This is a genomic window from Methylomonas sp. DH-1 (assembly GCF_046097555.1).
Lineage (GTDB): Bacteria > Pseudomonadota > Gammaproteobacteria > Methylococcales > Methylomonadaceae > Methylomonas > Methylomonas koyamae.
The window spans coordinates 357,684-373,265 of record NZ_CP143089.1; the positions used below are offsets into that span (position 1 = coordinate 357,684).

Annotated in this window: 12 protein-coding genes; 5 read left to right on the forward strand and 7 right to left on the reverse strand. The window is 54.6% G+C overall.

Annotated elements, in window-relative coordinates; translation table 11 throughout:
* The first annotated feature begins 30 nt into the window (after nucleotides 1-30).
* Together VXJ35_RS01660 and VXJ35_RS01665 are read left to right on the forward strand one after the other, a co-directional pair.
* Nucleotides 31-1,569, forward strand: coding sequence for a GGDEF domain-containing protein (locus VXJ35_RS01660; RefSeq protein ID WP_064020220.1), 1,539 nt, complete (start codon nucleotides 31-33; stop codon nucleotides 1,567-1,569).
* Nucleotides 1,570-1,580: 11 nt separating this feature from the next.
* Nucleotides 1,581-2,903 (forward strand): GGDEF domain-containing protein, encoded by a 1,323-nt coding sequence (locus VXJ35_RS01665; RefSeq protein ID WP_064020221.1) that lies wholly within the window; start codon nucleotides 1,581-1,583, stop codon nucleotides 2,901-2,903.
* 56 nt (nucleotides 2,904-2,959) lie between these two features.
* Here VXJ35_RS01665 and VXJ35_RS01670 read toward each other — a convergent pair whose 3' ends face one another.
* Both VXJ35_RS01670 and VXJ35_RS01675 read right to left on the reverse strand, forming a co-directional pair.
* Complete coding sequence (locus VXJ35_RS01670; RefSeq protein WP_064020222.1) at nucleotides 2,960-3,643, reverse strand: hypothetical protein; 684 nt, start codon at nucleotides 3,641-3,643, stop codon at nucleotides 2,960-2,962.
* Between the two features lie 233 nt (nucleotides 3,644-3,876).
* Nucleotides 3,877-5,460: a glycosyl hydrolase family 17 protein gene (locus tag VXJ35_RS01675; protein ID WP_310751868.1), complete on the reverse strand. Its 1,584-nt coding sequence runs from the start codon at nucleotides 5,458-5,460 to the stop codon at nucleotides 3,877-3,879.
* 374 nt (nucleotides 5,461-5,834) lie between these two features.
* On the opposite strand from VXJ35_RS01675, the gene VXJ35_RS01680 reads away from it, so the two are divergent.
* The gene (locus VXJ35_RS01680; RefSeq protein ID WP_064020224.1) at nucleotides 5,835-7,562 is read left to right on the forward strand and encodes a multicopper oxidase domain-containing protein; all 1,728 of its coding nucleotides are present in this window, start codon (nucleotides 5,835-5,837) and stop codon (nucleotides 7,560-7,562) included.
* Between the two features lie 60 nt (nucleotides 7,563-7,622).
* On the opposite strand, the gene VXJ35_RS01685 is transcribed toward VXJ35_RS01680, so the two are convergent.
* Nucleotides 7,623-9,275, reverse strand: coding sequence for a multicopper oxidase family protein (locus tag VXJ35_RS01685; protein WP_064020225.1), 1,653 nt, complete (start codon nucleotides 9,273-9,275; stop codon nucleotides 7,623-7,625).
* Between the two features lie 241 nt (nucleotides 9,276-9,516).
* On the opposite strand from VXJ35_RS01685, the gene VXJ35_RS01690 reads away from it, so the two are divergent.
* Nucleotides 9,517-12,153, forward strand: coding sequence for a UPF0182 family protein (locus VXJ35_RS01690; protein ID WP_064020226.1), 2,637 nt, complete (start codon nucleotides 9,517-9,519; stop codon nucleotides 12,151-12,153).
* Between the two features lie 22 nt (nucleotides 12,154-12,175).
* Here the strand turns inward: VXJ35_RS01690 and VXJ35_RS01695 are convergent, their stop codons facing one another.
* Nucleotides 12,176-12,622, reverse strand: coding sequence for an Rsd/AlgQ family anti-sigma factor (locus tag VXJ35_RS01695; RefSeq protein ID WP_231914830.1), 447 nt, complete (start codon nucleotides 12,620-12,622; stop codon nucleotides 12,176-12,178).
* A gap of 263 nt (nucleotides 12,623-12,885) precedes the next feature.
* On the opposite strand from VXJ35_RS01695, the gene VXJ35_RS01700 reads away from it, so the two are divergent.
* The gene (locus VXJ35_RS01700; RefSeq protein ID WP_157198038.1) at nucleotides 12,886-13,539 is read left to right on the forward strand and encodes a hypothetical protein; all 654 of its coding nucleotides are present in this window, start codon (nucleotides 12,886-12,888) and stop codon (nucleotides 13,537-13,539) included.
* A 74-nt stretch (nucleotides 13,540-13,613) separates the two neighbouring features.
* Here VXJ35_RS01700 and VXJ35_RS01705 read toward each other — a convergent pair whose 3' ends face one another.
* The 3 genes from VXJ35_RS01705 to VXJ35_RS01715 are packed head-to-tail and all read right to left on the reverse strand — an operon-like array spanning nucleotide 13,614 to nucleotide 15,573.
* A complete protein-coding gene (locus tag VXJ35_RS01705; protein WP_231879430.1) occupies nucleotides 13,614-14,096 on the reverse strand; it encodes a hypothetical protein in 483 nt (160 codons plus the stop codon).
* 56 nt (nucleotides 14,097-14,152) lie between these two features.
* Nucleotides 14,153-14,986 carry an SDR family oxidoreductase gene (locus VXJ35_RS01710; protein ID WP_064020228.1) on the reverse strand — a complete coding sequence of 278 codons (834 nt, stop codon included), beginning with the start codon at nucleotides 14,984-14,986 and terminating at the stop codon, nucleotides 14,153-14,155.
* Nucleotides 14,983-15,573, reverse strand: coding sequence for a DUF4124 domain-containing protein (locus tag VXJ35_RS01715; protein WP_064020229.1), 591 nt, complete (start codon nucleotides 15,571-15,573; stop codon nucleotides 14,983-14,985). Before VXJ35_RS01715 ends, VXJ35_RS01710 begins: the two co-directional genes overlap by 4 nt.
* Between the last annotated feature and the right edge of the window lie 9 nt (nucleotides 15,574-15,582).

Consider the following 15,582-nt stretch of genomic DNA (forward strand, 5'->3'; position numbering starts at 1 on the left):
GGTAAAAGTTTCGATATTGAGGCGTAATTCATGGTTTTTTTTAAGAACAAGGAAGAAGGGCCGGAAAAGTGGAAGGAGAAATATCTCCGGCTGTTGGATGACCAGGAACAAAGCGAAAAACAGTTCAAAGCCAACGAAGAATTACTTTGCAAGACCATCGTCCGTTTCGCATTGGCGGTGAAAGGCCTTAACCGGCAACTGGACCCGCATTTGAATCGGATCCGCAGTCTGCTGAAAGGCGGCCTGCAGAGCCAACAACTGCAGAAAGAACTGACCGCGTTTTCCGCCGCGCTGGCGAAACTGGAAGACTCGGCCGAGACCAGCCTGGCCGACGCCGCACTGCTATTCGAATTTCTGGGCAAGCGATACCCGCTGCTGCAAGACCAACTGGACCAAATCCGCGACAACTACGAAAGCCGCAAGTTTGCCAACAACCAAGGTTTGTTCCTGGCGCTGCTGGAACTGATCGAAGCCGACAGCAAACCGCAACCGGTGTTTGCGGCGGAAGTCGGGCTTGCTCCCGGCGACATCGACGTCAACGCTATCCATATCCAACTGATTCGGTTGCTCGACAACGCCGAGATTCCGCTGTTTTTTGCCGAGGACGCCGAGCAGTTAAAACAACGGATCCAAAGCGAACAGCAACCGTTGAGCCGGGTGTTCGACGACACCATCAGTTTGCTGCTGTCGATCAAAAAGCACCTGGAAGCCGAACAGCGCGAGATGGCGATGTTCCTGGCCGCATTGACCGAACAGTTGACCGAGCTCGGCATCAAGGCCACCGGCGTCAACTCCGCCGCCGAAAATAGCTTGAAAAAGCGCAACCTGCTGGACCGTTCGGTCTCCGAACAAATCCAGGAGTTGAAGGAAAAAACCGAAAACGCCACGCAATTGGAACCGCTCAAGCAAGTCGTCAGCAGCCGGCTCAGCGCGATCAGCGAACAAATCCAGGAGCACAACCATCGAGAACAAAAGGAGCGCGACCGGGTTCGGCAGGAGATGCAAGCCTTGGCCGCCAAGCTGAGGGATATGGAATCCGAATCCGGCGAATTGCGCTCGCGGCTCGATGCCGCACAGCAGCGGGCAACCCGCGACCCGTTGACCGGTTTGCCGAACCGTTTAGCCCTCGAAGACCGGCTCGCCGACGAAATTGCGCGTTGCAAGCGCTACCAATCGGCTTTGACCATGATCGTTTGGGATGTGGATTTGTTCAAGGCCATCAACGACAATTACGGGCACAAATCCGGCGACAAAGCCTTGGTAATCATCGGCAAATTATTGTCCGAACATTGCCGGCAGACTGACTTCGTCTCCCGTTTCGGCGGCGAGGAATTCGTGATGCTGTTACCGGACACCGACGCCGTAGCCGGTTTGCAGGTCGCGGAGAAATTGCGCGGCACGGTGCAAAACTGCAGTTTCAACGCCAACGGCAACAAGGTAAATATCACACTGTCCTGCGGCTTAAGCCAATACCGCGACGGCGACACTACCGAGTCGTTGTTCGAGCGTGCCGACGCCGGCTTATACAAGGCCAAGCAATCCGGACGGAATTGCTGCATCGTGGTTTAAGCGCCAGCACGATGGCTACCCATTCCCCTTATTCGGCTCCGGTCGATATCGAAAAATTCCTGTACAAGCTGGTGATTCAGCTTTTGATTTTCAGCCAAGGCAGCCACAAGCTGCTGGAGCCGCATTTGGTGACGATAGGCGCCAAATTGCGTAGTGGCGCCAACTTGCATGACTTGTTGCAGGAATTACAGTCGGTATCGAAAACGTTGTTGCAGATATCCAAGCAAACCAAGGAAGATTCCGCAGCCGACAGCGGTGCCGCCTCCGGCCAGGCCCAGCCCGATTATGTAATGCAGCGCCTCGAAGAACTATTGACCGCAGCCGAGGTTCCGCTACGTTTCGAGCAACAGACCTCTATGCTCAGGCAACGCATCCGCGCCAGACAAACCGGACAAGCGTATAAACGGGTGATCGACTCGGCAATCGAGTTGTTGTTGAACATCAAAGATTATGGCGCCTCCGAAAAACAAGACCTCGACTTGTTTCTGGCCGACTTGACCGGCCAACTCAGCGAAATAGAGCAACACGCCGAAAGTGCGGGCGAGTCCAACATGTTGTCGATAGACAATCGGCATGCGCTGAGCCACGAGATTTCCCGCCAGGTCGGCGATTTCAAGGATTCCACGCAATCGGCGGCGGAACTGGCCGAATTGAAAACTCAGACCAGCGAGCACCTCGATCGCCTGCTGGAGCAGTTGCTCGAACACAAGCAAATGGAAGACGAGCGCCAACTCGAAGCGCAACAGAAAATCGAGCTGATGACGCAAAAGCTGCAGGCCTTGGAAACCGAGACTGAAACCTTGCGCACCAAGCTGAAAATAGAACACGACAAGGCTTTGTGCGATTCGCTGACCGGCTTACCGAACCGCTTGGCCTACAACAACCGGGTGGAAATGGAAGCCAACCGCTGGAAACGCTACCGGGCGCCGCTGGCTTTGGTGATTTGGGATATCGACCATTTCAAGCAGATTAACGACAACTACGGCCATAAAGCCGGTGACAAAACCCTGGCGCTGGTCGGCCAATTATTGTCCAGCAACTGCCGGGAAACCGATTTCGTGGCGCGTTACGGCGGAGAAGAGTTCGTCATGCTGATGCCGAGCACTACGGAAGAGCAAGCCCTGGAAGTGGCGGATACCATCCGCGACATCATCCAGCACTCCGGATTCCACTCCAACGGCGAAGACATTGATTTGACGTTGAGCTGCGGCGTCAGCGGATTCAAGGAAGGCGATCAGCACGACGACGTATTCGTCCGAGCCGACCAAGCTCTGTACCGGTCAAAACAACTCGGGCGTAACCGTTGCACTTTATTCGCCGACGATCTCCGCTAGGATGCGGAAACCGTCGCCTGCATTATCTAACGCATTTGCAGGGCGGCGAATCGAGGTTAATTGAAGAAGAAAGGGTAGCGGGCCGAACGGTATGGCCGGGCGGCGGCCAGGCAACGATCGAACACCGTGATAGCCTGGTCGCAGGAAATCACTGCTTGCTGGCTGTCCAGGATGTAGTGCGCCAAATTCAGAATACATTTCCAATGGCGGCGGTCGTCGATAAAACGAAAAGCCTCGGCCAGCAATTCCTGCATTTTTTTCTCGCGTTCGACGCGGCAGGAAATGAAGTGCTCCAAATAGCATGAGGCTTTTTCCAGGTCGCTGTATCCGCCGTAGTTGTGCAAGGCATTGAAATTGATCAGATTCAGGTTGAAGACCTCGTCGTCGCGGATCGCCACATATTTGGCTTCGGCCAACGGCCCGGCCAAAAGATTCACCACGTCCGCTTCGTAAGCCCGTTGGCAACTGTGTTGCGGATGGTCGGCAAACGCTGAAAAACTTTCGACTACGGCGATCGGCAAATTTTGGATCAGATTGCCGTCCACGACTTTGGCGAAAAACTGGTCTTTGTCATGGTCGGGCCGTTGGACGTGGATTTCGAAAAACACCGGCGGCAATTGCTTTTGCCGGTTGCTGAGGTAAATGGCCGCTGCGTGGCCGGCCTCGTGAAAGGCAGTACGTAAGTCCAGTTCGGCTGGATGCACGAATGTAGACGTAGAAGACTGGTAGTTTCTTTCCATATTGACGACCTCATCCAAAAAAAGATGCGGCGCTAAGGCCGCATTGAGGAAGGATATTAAAACTCTTTACCCTTTAGGAGAGGGAGCGCATACATAAGAGTTGCACGTAGTTTACTGGCGGGCTCGGAATTTGAGAATGTGACAAATTGCCGCGCGGCAAACTGTCGCTCGATGCCGGAACTGCCGAAAAGCCTTAGCCGAGGCTACCGTTCCGGCGCGCGCAGTATCTAGCGTTAAACCTTAGCGTTCTGCGTTTTGCCGGTCCAAAACGGCAGCGATAGCAGCGCAAGATAAATCAGCCATGTGGTCAATTGCCCGTTTTTCAGCGTATAACTCAGCGCAACCGGCACACCTTCGGCAATGCCGGGGTGGGCCTGGATGAAATCCCTTCCCACCATAAACGCCAAGCTCTCGCCGACTACCATGCCGACTATCGCGAAACTCAATAAATAGGCGGCTAAGCGGTCGCGTTTACAACTCAATTCCCAACCGATTAAGCCGTCGAAGGCCGCAAAGCGGTCGGCCGATTGCCCAGGGCTGAGCCACCGGCATGCCGATAGCGCGACTATGCCGAAAACCGGAATCGAAAACTGTTCGATCGGGAAGCTCAAATAGCGGCCATTGACCGCCAAACCATAAGTTTTGTACAACGCCAGGCCGATAAAAATCAGATATGCGGTGCGCAGCGCCTTTGCCAGCTCCAGCGTCCCCGGTCGGTCGGCCAGGATTTGCTGCGCCCGGCCGAGCAACAACCCGGCTAAAGCCGCATTGGCCAATACGATTAATAGGGTATATAACCTTTGCCAATCGCTGTAACTGGTGTACCAAAGAAAATCGGCCAGAGTGACCAGGCTGGCGCTAAAAGTCTGGGTCATCGCCAGCACCAGCAATAATCTCGGCCAGGGCAGGGCCTGCAAAGTTTTAAAATAAGCGCCGACAACCGTTAAACCGAGCAATATGGCGGCCGCTAAGCGCCACGGCCAGTTCGGCGTTTCCAGCACCGGCCCGGTCAATGGGAATACCGGCTTGCGGTCAGCCGAGAACAAGCCCCAGTTGGCGCCGACCACGCCTTCCAGTTCGCTTTTCCAAGGTTGGTTGAAGGCTTCGACGATGTTGTAATCGAAATTGTGGCGTTTAGCGACCTGGATCATGCCACGGATGAACTTGGCTTCGTTGACTACGCTCGGTACTGCCAGCCCGCGCTGGCGCCCGGCGCTGGGCCAACCGGACTCGCCGATCAAAATCGGCTTGCCGGGGGCGATTCCACGCGCTTCGTCTTCCACTTGCTTGACGATTTTTTCCAAATGTTGCGTCGCATTTTCCACCGAGATCGGCTCGTCCTCCCAATAAGGCAGGATATGGATGGTGATGAAGTCGACCTCGTTGATCAGTTGCGGATGCTTCATATACATCGACCAGACATCGGCATAAGACACCGGCTGTTTGACCGCCTGCTTCACGGCGCGGATGTAGCCGATCAAACGGTCGACGTCCATTTCGCCGCGCAACAAGACTTCGTTACCGACAATGACTCGTTTCACGACGTCCGGATTCGCATTCGCCGATTTAATCAACGCCTCCATTTCCCGCTGGTTGTCCAGATAAATCGCGTCGATCCAGCAGCCTTGGATCATCTGCAAGCCGTATTTTCGCGCCAATTCCGGCGTGGGCTGCATACCGCCCAAGCTGGAGTAAGTGCGAATGGTTTGGGTCTTGTCCGCCAGCAGGCGCAAGTCTTCGTCGACATGCTCGGCCAACGGAAATTTTTCCAGCAACGGGCTGAATCCTTCGCGGAAAGGCGCGAAAGACAGGCTCATCAGTTTGCCGGCGGGAACGTCGGTGCCCGCATCCTGCGGCCGGTTACTGAGCCAGGCGTAGCCGCCGTGAACTGATAAAATAAGGAGCAAACAAAGCAGGAGTCGGAGGCTGGGCATAGTGTCGCGTGCTGAATTAACGGGCAAAAATGTTGTCCGACGATTAGCAAAAAGCGCCGGTTATGGAATTATAAGGCATAGCTGCTGCGGCTGATTGCAACGTTTTCCCGGCTGGCGAACCGAGCCGCCTCGGCGGCAAAATTGTTAAATAATTTCTGTACTTTACCCATGGGTTCTGGTTACAGTATCGCGCTTTTTCTGATGTCCGGATGCCGTGTCGAGCCATCCGCTAATTTGTCTGTTTTATGAGGTTTTGTATGCATAAAAAGGTTATCCCCATGCTGTGTGGCGCCATGTTGCTGTCCGGGTCGCAGTGGGTTTTGGCGGCGGCGGACAAGCTACCGGCAAGCACGAACGTCAAATTGGGGGCGGCGGAAGAATTTTGTTCTGAATTTACCGATCCGAAGTGGCGGGAAGCGCAAGTGATAGACGGCGTGGAAATTCAGGAATCGCGGATGTGCAATCCGGACAACCCCGCCGAAATTGCCGCGTTCGTTAAGGGTACCAACAATATCTCGATGGCGACGCTGATGGAAACCCAATTGGCGGCCGATGCGATTACCGTCGGTAACGACATGGACGGCGACGGCGACCCCGACCATTACATCATCAAACTGGAAATTGCCGAGCTGAACGGCCATTCTCCCGACATGAAGGAACCGACCACGACCTTCGACATAGCTCCCGGCATCCAGCCCACCTTCTGGGTCTACGCGCCCAAAACCCGCGATATGTCGACGCTGAGCTTGTACGAACCGGTGGCTAACCCGCTGTTGCGAGCGCCGTCGCCGGTGATTCGCGTCGAACAGGGCGACATCGTCTGGATCGTGTTGGAAAACAGCCATTATTTCCCGCATTCGATTCACTTGCACGGTATCGACCATCCGTATATGGACCATGGCGGCGAAGGCAACGACGGCGTCGGCCAGACCGGGCAAATGGACGTGATGCCGGGCCAGAGCAAAACCTACGTAATCAAGCCGCGCCAACCGGGCACGATGTATTACCATTGCCACGTACAGCCCCACACCCACATCCCGATGGGCTTGCAGGGCATTTTCATCGTCGAGGAAAACCGACCCAACAACTGGGTGCAAGTGTTTAACGTCGGTGCCGGCCACGTCCGCCACCCTTCGGTCGCGGTCAAAGAGAAATACGCGGCGGAATACGACTTGCATTATCAATCCGCGGATAAGGAATTGCACGAAATGGTGCGTTCCGCCAACGACCCGCGCATTATCGCCCGGCGCATGAACCAGGAATACGATATCACCGAAGCCAAGCCGGATTACTTCATGCTGAACGGCCGCTCGTTCCCGTATACCTTGCGCGAATCGTTGATCCTGATGGAAGAAAATAAAAAGGTCAAAATCCGCGTGTTGAACGGCCACGAAGAGGAATTTGCATTGCACATCCACGGCCATAAACCGATGGTAACGCATTACGACGGCGTCGATAACGGACCGTCCTCTTATATCAAACGCGATGTGCACGCGATGGTACCGGCACAGCGCTTGGATCTGGAGTTGAGCGGCGTCGACGACGGCTTGAACAGCTTCGGCCAGGGCGTCTGGATGTTTCACGACCACGTCGAAAAATCGTTCACGACCAACGGCATCGGCGAAGGCGGCGACATCAGCTTGGTGGTTTACAAAGGTTACATGGACGAGCGCGGCATCCCGAAAGTACACGGCATGAGTCTGGCGCCGTATTTCACCAAAGAATTCTGGCAAGGCAAATATCCGGCCTGGCAGGATTACGACGCCTGGAAAAGTTTAGGTTTGCCGGAAATTTCCAACAAGAAACAGGCAGCTTTCGTACCGCCGCCGCCCGCGCCGGCTAAAGCCGATGGCACTGCACAACCGGCTGCCGCGGAACAATCGTCATTCTTCGGCCAGTTGTTTACCGGTCTGGTTCTGGGTGGCCTGGGTTATGCCGGTTTCACCAACCGGCAACGCATCCTGGAACTGTTCGGTAAAAAATAAACCGAACCTGCCGCCAAAACGCGCCGGTGTCGAGCCAGCCTCGGCACCGGCGTTTGTTTGTCAGCCGATATAGTACTGGCGCATCATGCCCAAATCCTCGTGTTCCAGGTTGTGGCAGTGGTACAAAAATAAGCCTTTGTAATCCTGAAACGGCTTGACGATGTTGACTTCCTCGCCCGGCATCACCAATACCGTATCTTTCCAGCCCGAATCGATAAAACCGTCCTTGACCGTCGAATAATCGGCGGCGTCGGTTTTAGCGGCGTTGCGGGACAATATCTGGTATTGCTGGCCGTGCAGATGTATCGGGTGGGCCATGTCCATACTCATGCCGCCCATTCCGCCCATGCCCTGGCCGGCCTCATCGCCGCCGCGGCGCATACCGCCCATCCTGCCCATACCCATGCCTGTAGTGTGTTCGCGACCCGCTTCGCCATGGTCGTGAAAGATTCGGATTTTCTTGATTGAGCCAAGCGCGACCTTCTCGTAATCCGTCACTCTATCCATGGAGAACGACAAGCCGTTCAATAACGGCCGCATATGGCGGATGGATAAGGCAATCGGAATCGGATTGTCCCGGTTGTCGGTATCAGCGTCGCTCAGGCGCTGAAACGGCACCAGCGTTTGCGGCAATTTCGGCGAGTCGCCGACTTTTTCGTTGACGTTGAATACCGCGATCGGAAACTTCGCGCCTTGCGCCAACTGTGCCTGCATCATGCCCATGCCGCCATGCATGCCGGGCAAGGCGCCGGAATAAGCCAAGCTGTACAAGGTCAAACGCGAGCCGACGGCTCGGCCGCTGAAATCCAGCCATAAATCGACGCGCTCGCCGGGGGCCAACATGATGTAAGGCCGGGTTTCCGGTTTTGCCAGCAGTCCGGCGTCGGTGCCGATCGCGGTCAGCGCTGTGCCATCGTCCCAGCCCAATTTGTAGATTCTGGAGTTGGAGCCGTTGACGGCACGAAACCGGTAGGCCCGCGTTTTCACGCTGAACTGGGCTTGCGGCTTGCCGTTGACCAGGATCGTGTCGCCCAGAAAGCCCATCATCCGCTCCGGCATCGCATGCAAATACTGCAATTGGTTACGGCCGTCGAAGCGCCGGTCCTGGATCACCAAGGGCAGGTCGTATTCGCCGCGCGGCAAATCCAGCTTGGCTTCGTCGGCGTCGTTGACCACGATCAAGCCGGCCAGGCCGCGGTAGACCTGTTCGGCAGTCAAATCGTGGGCATGCGAATGGTAAAAACTGGTGCCGGCCCGGTTCAGCACTTCGAATTCGTACACGTATTGCTCGCCGGGCTGAATCGTGTACATCGGATGGCCGTCGCTGCGCTGCGGTACATGCAAGCCGTGCCAATGGATGATGGACGGTTCGTGCAAGCGGTTATTGAAAAATATCCTAACCTTTTGGCCTTTTTCTAAGGTCAATATCGGCCCGAGATAATTGTCCGGCAATGCCCGCAACGTATTCGCCGGCCCCTTCAGTAGCTTAGCGCTGTAGCTCTGTACCCGGGTTGCCGGCCCGCCGCCGATTATGGTTGCTTGCGACGCTTGCGCGGCAAATTCGATTTCGACATCGGCAATAAATCCCGGCGTGGCCTTGCGCAGCAGGCTGCCGCCGGTCGCCGCCGACATCGCCGGCATGGCGGCGAAAGCCGCCCCAGCCGCCGAAATTTGCAAAAACTTCCGCCTACTGTAGTTGGTTCGATGCGTCATTTTCCCCTCCCCCTGTATTAGCCCTATGAAAAAGCTCATTGTTATTGGGTTTGAACATACTCCAAATTCCAGTGCCCAACAACTTGCCGTTACCGGTCGCGGCCGGCCCCAGCCAAGCCGATCACAATCCGGATTTGGGTGTTAGAATGCTCGGCGATCGATACGCAAACGCCCAACCGAGCCGATTTCAACCCGGCCGGGGCAATGGCGGCCAATCGGAAACCCAAGCAAAGAGGACATTATGCGTAACTGGAAACTGTTGCCGGCGCTGATGGCGGCAACCCTGGTAGTAGCTGCTGTTTTGTACGTGGCGTTCTACTTCGTGTTTCTCGATTTTTTCGTCGACTTGTGGTGGTTCCGCTCGTTGGAGTTCGAAACCTACTTTTGGTTGAAACTGCTCTACCGTTTTATCTTTTCCGGTGCGGTAACCACCTTCTTCTTCGCGATCTTTCTGTTCCATTTCTGGATCGCCTCCCGTTACCTGGGCTTGAACCCTCCAGAGGATATTTTGATGGACGACGGCAAACGCCGCCGTTTTCAGCGTTTTGCCGACGTATTCATGACCGGCTCGGCTAAGGTCTACACGCCGGTTTCGCTGGTGTTGGCCATCGTCATCGCGATTCCGTTTTATTTGCAATGGGAACAAGCGCTACTGTTCTTCTTCGGCGAAGCCGCCGGTATCACCGATCCGGTGTACGGCAACGACGTCAGCTTCTACATGTTTTCCTATCCGATTTACATGTTGATTCAAAAGGAATTGCTGACTACGGCTTCGCTGGTGCTGTTAGCGACCGGCGTGTTGTATTGGCTGGAACACGTATTCGTTCCCAACCAAAGCAAGGAGTTTCCGGTTGGCGCCAAAATCCACCTGGCGGTTCTGTTCGGCTTTGTCGTGCTGTTCGTGATCTGGGGATTCCTGCTGGACCGGTTTTCGCTGCTGTACTCCGATCAAAACGAGCCGGTGTTTTTCGGCCCGGGATTTGTCGAACTGCATTACCAATTGCCGTTGATTTGGTTGGAAATATTTTTTATTGCCGCGATCGCGGTCTCGATCGTGTTTTACGCATTTTCGGAGCGGCACCGCAGTAAAGCGCCGACTATCGTTGCCGTGCTGGGTTATCTGGCGGCCTGGGGGCTGAGCGGCTCGCATACCATTCCGGAAATGATCGAAAAGTTTATCGTCAAGCCTAATTTCACCCGTACCGAAGGCGATTCGATGTTGCACAACATCGATGCGACGATGGCAGCCTACGACCTGAACAACATTAAAGTCGTCGATTTCAAAGTCAATCTCGACGCGACCAAAGACATCGAAGCCTGGTCCAACGTCAAGCATTTTGAAAACATTCCGGTTTGGGATCGCGAGTTTTTGATCGACAGCTATATGCAATTGCAAGGCTTGCGCTCTTACTACGTGTTCCCGACCGTCGACGAAGACCGCTATTTCATCAACGACCACCACCAGCAAGTCAATCTGGCCGCGCGGGAAGTCAATATCGAGCGCATGCCGAAAGAAGCCCAAAACTGGGAAAACGCCCATCTGCGCTTTACCCACGGTTACGGCGCCGTGGTGTCGCCCGCGGCGCAAGATGCCGGCATTCCTATCGTCTGGTATCTGCGGGATTTGAACATGACCTCCGATGTCGGCTTTTCGGTCAAATATCCGGATATTTACTACGGGCAGGAAAAGTACCGTTATGCGATTGTGCCGAACAAGCTGGCGGTATCCGACATCTCGACATCGGCACCGGACGAGGGCAAGGATTACCGTGGCAATACCGGCATTCCGATCCCGTCGTTGTTTAGAAAGATGCTGTTCGCCTTTTATTTGAAAGACGAAAAAATCTTTTTCTCGCCGAATATTTCCAACGACAGCAAATTATTGCTGCGCCGCAATATCGACGAACGCATCAGCGCATTGACCCCGTTCCTGCATCTGGACAAAGACCCTTACCTGGTGATCGACAAGGACCGCTTATACTGGATTCAGGACGCCTACACGCTGTCGAAATACTATCCGGTCTCGAAACCGGCCGCCGACGATTATTTGGACGGCAGCCACGAGTTCAATTACATCCGCAATTCGGTCAAAGTGGTGGTCGACGCTTACGACGGCAGCGTCGACTATTACATGTCGAACCCGGACGACCCCATCATCAAAGCGTATAGCAGGGCCTACCCAGGACTGTTAAAAAACCTGAAGGAGATGCCGGACCACTTGTTGCAGCATTTGCGTTACCCGCGCGATTTGTACTTCATGCAAATGAAGATTTACGCGAAGTACCACCAAAACACGCCGGAGCTGTTTTACGAGCAGGCGGAGACTTGGCAGTACGCCACGGTCGACGGCCAATCGGTTCTTCCGTACTTCATCACGATGGATTTCAACCGTTGCAACGATACGGAAGAATTCGTCATGATCAATCCGATGACGCCGATTCGCCGCGACAATCTGAGCATGGTCGGTCTGGCCGGCACCTTGGACGAAGTCAACTGCGGCCACGCTTACAAACCGGGCATTACCATTTTCAAGTTTCCTAAGGATGTGCAAGTCAACGGCCCGTCTCAGGTCAACGCTTTGATCGACCAAAATCCGGAAATCGCCGCTCAATTCACGCTATGGAACCAACAGGGCTCCGAAGTCAAAAAAGGGCGGATGGTGATTTTGCCGATGGGCAATTCGATTTTATACGTGCAGCCGATTTACATGCTGGCGACCAAAACCAAAATCCCGGAATTGGCTCGCGTCATCGTCTCTATCGGCAATCAGGTGGTGATGGATAAAACGCTACAGGCCGCGTTCGACCATTTGAAGGCCCAGTTCATCAAAGGCGCTAACGGCCCGACATCGGGCATTTCGGCCACCGAAAGCAAATAAGCCTTCGGCGGAGCCTTTCGATTCAATGCAACAGCATGGAGCAGAGCCGGTCTTCCAGCTCCATGCGTTCGGCCAAGTGTTCGCCGAGTACCGATAAATCCTGCAGCAAATTGTCGGTCCTGAATTTGCGCCGGCCTTCGTCGTAGGTGTCGCTGAAGGATACGGCCGAGGCGGTGATCTTGGAGAATGCCGGATAAATCCGCTCGGCATAGCTCAGCGCAGACGATTGCTCCGGGCGGTCGGTTAACAGATGTTCGTAGATACCGAAATGGCCGAGCGAAATGTAATCGATCAACAACTGCGAGAATTCGGACAGTACCGATCGCAAATTACCGTCGCCGTTGAGCGGCAGCATGTTGCCAATCTTGCAGTATAACGACCAAACTGCGGAACGTTCTTCCAATAAGGTTGCAACCCAATGTTGGGCGCTGGCGCTTTTCTCGTTTTGGCAGACATTAGACTCGATCACGACGGTTCTCCCTTTGAAAATGACGAGGCTTAAATTTATGTCACTTCTCAACAATATTCAACAAGGCATTAAAAATTAACAATTTTCGCTTGAAAAGTGTGATCGATTTGGCACCTGTTAATTTCATATTTGTGGCTTTGCCCTGCGAAGCCAGGCCACTGATAAAGGCGTGGAACCTTAAAAAAATAACGCAAAAACAAGCGTTTGCCAGCTATGGCAACGAATTCGCCGTGTTAACGGTCAGTGGAATCGGCAAAGTGGCCATGGCCGGGGCAGTGGCCTATACCCTGGCGCAATATCCCGACGTTGCCGAACCGGTCATGTTGAATATCGGCATAGCCGGGCACAACCGACTACCGGTGGGCAGTTGCCTGCTGGCGGATCGAATTGCCGACGCAGACAGCGGCCGGCGTTTTTATCCGCAATTGCCGTTTGCTGCACCTTGCCCGACACGCGGTTTAACCACGTTCGCGCAAGCGGCTGCGGAATACTGCGGCGATTATCTACGCGACATGGAAGCCTCGGCGTTCTACGAAACGGCCGTCAAATTCAGTTCCAGCGAATTGATCCATTGCCTGAAGGTCGTCTCCGACAATTCCGAGTCGCCGTTGGCAAACGTCACCGAAGATGCGGTGGCGAACTGGATCGGTGCTAGTTTACCGGTCGTGGAGGCTTTATTAACGCGATTGGCGGAATTGGCAAACTCGCAGCCTAAACCCGACCGCAAACTGTACCGGGAAGCCTTGGGCCGGTTTCATTTCACGGCCAGCAATGCCGCAAAATTGCAAGCCGTATTGAACCGCTGGCGCTTGGTGTACGGAGAGCCTGCCGATTTGAACCGGATCGACGCGAAAAATGCAAAGGACTTGCTTGCGCAAATGGAAGCGCTATTGGCGGAAAAGCAGTTTTATTTGTAGCGGATGGGAGCCCCGGAAGGGCGAATCGGGCGGGGTAAAAAACAGGGCGCCGAAGCGCCCTGCCGCAAAAACAATTACAGCAATTTTTTCAAGCCTTCGACGCCTTGCTTGCCGGCAGCTAAGTGCTCTTTTGTTTCTTGCAAGTTGGCGGCTTTAGCTGAGGTAATCGCAGCTTTCAAGTGGCTCCGCGCTTTATCAGCAGCTCTGGCAACTTTATCGTTTGCGTTGAGTTCCTTGATAAAGTCAGCAGCTTTTTTGATCGAATCAACAACTGCGTCGCCTTCTGCACCGTTATTGATTGCGGTCTCGGCGGCTGTGATACGCGTAATCACTTCATTGATCACGTCGATAGGTTTATAAGAAACCCTGCCCGGATCGGATTCAGCAACCGCAGCGGTAGAGAAAGAACCCATAGCGGCAGCCAAAGAAAACGCGATAACAGCACTTTTTAAAATTTTCATGTATTGAACCTCACAGTTATTTTTATAAGAACATATAGCTGCTAACCCAACCGTTTTAGCCACCACATGTTGGGCCGGGATAATAGCATAGTTCATGGGCATTGCTAGCCTGTTTATTGGCGAAAATCAGGGTTTATACCGCCCGTTTCGCCTCACTCGACACTGGCCAGCAACTTATCCATCCAGGCCGCCGGCAGCAGGCGTTTCAGCCAAGCAAACAGATGGGTGGGGACGGTCACCCGATAGCGGATTTTCGGCCGCGGCGACTCTAACGCCAACGCAACTTTTTCGGCCACCGCGCTCGCCGGCAAGGTAAACGGCGCAGCCGGTCCCTGCTTTTGCAGACGGGCTTCCATGGCCCGGTAGGTGTCCCGATGGAAGCTGTGTTCCGGGTCGATGTTTTGTTGGTACAGCTTGAATGCATTCTGCCGGAAACGGCTCTCGATCGGTCCCGGTTCGATCAATACCACGTGCACGCCGCTACCGCGCAATTCCAGGCGCAAGGTATCGGCCAAACCCTCCAGCGCAAATTTGCTGGCGTTATAGGCGCCGCGGAATTTCATCGCTACGAAGCCCAGTACCGAGCTGTTGTAAATGATTCGGCCATGGCCTTGCTTACGCATCGCCGGCAACAGTAAATTCGTTAACTCGTGGGTGCCGAACAGATTGGTCTCGAACTGCTGGCGCAACACCTCGCGGCTCAAATCCTCGACTGCGCCCGGCTGGCCGAACGCGCCGTTATGAAACACCGCATCGAGTTTGCCGCCGGCCATCGCCAGCAACTCGGCAACCGCGGCGCGAATGCTGTTCGAATCGGCCAGATCCAGTTGCAGGCATTCGTAACCCTCGCTCCGCAAGCGTGCGACATCCTCCGCTTTGCGCGCCGAGCAGATCACCCGGTGGCCGCGCAATTTCAGGTACAACGCGGTGCTGTAACCGATGCCCGACGAGCAACCGGTAATGAAGATGGTTTTGCCTCGGTTCATGGCTGGCTCAATTCGCTTTCGCTGAAAGTAAAGGCTTTACCGCTGCTGCAGTTGATCGAGAACACCAAGTGGTCCAATTTGCTTTTACCGCTCAGTTCGTCGGCCTCGACCCGCTGGCACTCGCCGCCCGCCAACGCCTTCTGCGCCGCCAAACGCCGGAATTTCTCGACATCGGGCAACCGGGTTTCGAACGGCTTGATTTCCGCCGGCAATTTGTCCGGATCGTAGGGTGGCACGGCAAAGGCGGAAAATTGCAGCGGATTTTGCTTGATCAGCGTTTGCGTCTGTTCGCTCTGAATCCTGGCCGCCTGCTTGGTTTGCGCAATCAGATCCAGTTTGGCCTGTTGTTCGGCCCGTTCCTGTTCGGATTGCATTTTCTTCAACTCGGCTTCCTCGGCCTGTTTCTTTTCCTGTGCGGTGATATCGACGCTGCTACCGGTCTTGGTATTCATTTGCACCGCCTTGTGTTGTTCGGTACACGGCGACGACTGGTAGTTGGTATGGCCGCTCGCATCGGTGCACTTATAAACGCCCGCCCAGCCGTCGCAAGACAAGCACAGGGCAAAAACAAAGAACAGATTTTTCATTGTATTCCT

What these genes read in the sequence shown, in the direction of transcription:
- VXJ35_RS01675 (WP_310751868.1), bottom strand. Translation starts at nt 5,460, where the DNA reads ATGAGCCTGTCTTTCGCGCCTTTCCGCGAAGGATTCAGCCCGTTGCTG.
- VXJ35_RS01685 (WP_064020225.1), bottom strand. Translation starts at nt 9,275, where the DNA reads ATGACGCATCGAACCAACTACAGTAGGCGGAAGTTTTTGCAAATTTCG.
- VXJ35_RS01710 (WP_064020228.1), bottom strand. Translation starts at nt 14,986, where the DNA reads ATGAACCGAGGCAAAACCATCTTCATTACCGGTTGCTCGTCGGGCATC.
- VXJ35_RS01705 (WP_231879430.1), bottom strand. Translation starts at nt 14,096, where the DNA reads ATGAACTATGCTATTATCCCGGCCCAACATGTGGTGGCTAAAACGGTT.
- VXJ35_RS01665 (WP_064020221.1), top strand. Translation starts at nt 1,581, where the DNA reads ATGGCTACCCATTCCCCTTATTCGGCTCCGGTCGATATCGAAAAATTC.
- VXJ35_RS01660 (WP_064020220.1), top strand. Translation starts at nt 31, where the DNA reads ATGGTTTTTTTTAAGAACAAGGAAGAAGGGCCGGAAAAGTGGAAGGAG.
- VXJ35_RS01715 (WP_064020229.1), bottom strand. Translation starts at nt 15,573, where the DNA reads ATGAAAAATCTGTTCTTTGTTTTTGCCCTGTGCTTGTCTTGCGACGGC.
- VXJ35_RS01680 (WP_064020224.1), top strand. Translation starts at nt 5,835, where the DNA reads ATGCATAAAAAGGTTATCCCCATGCTGTGTGGCGCCATGTTGCTGTCC.
- VXJ35_RS01700 (WP_157198038.1), top strand. Translation starts at nt 12,886, where the DNA reads ATGGCCGGGGCAGTGGCCTATACCCTGGCGCAATATCCCGACGTTGCC.
- VXJ35_RS01690 (WP_064020226.1), top strand. Translation starts at nt 9,517, where the DNA reads ATGCGTAACTGGAAACTGTTGCCGGCGCTGATGGCGGCAACCCTGGTA.
- VXJ35_RS01670 (WP_064020222.1), bottom strand. Translation starts at nt 3,643, where the DNA reads ATGGAAAGAAACTACCAGTCTTCTACGTCTACATTCGTGCATCCAGCC.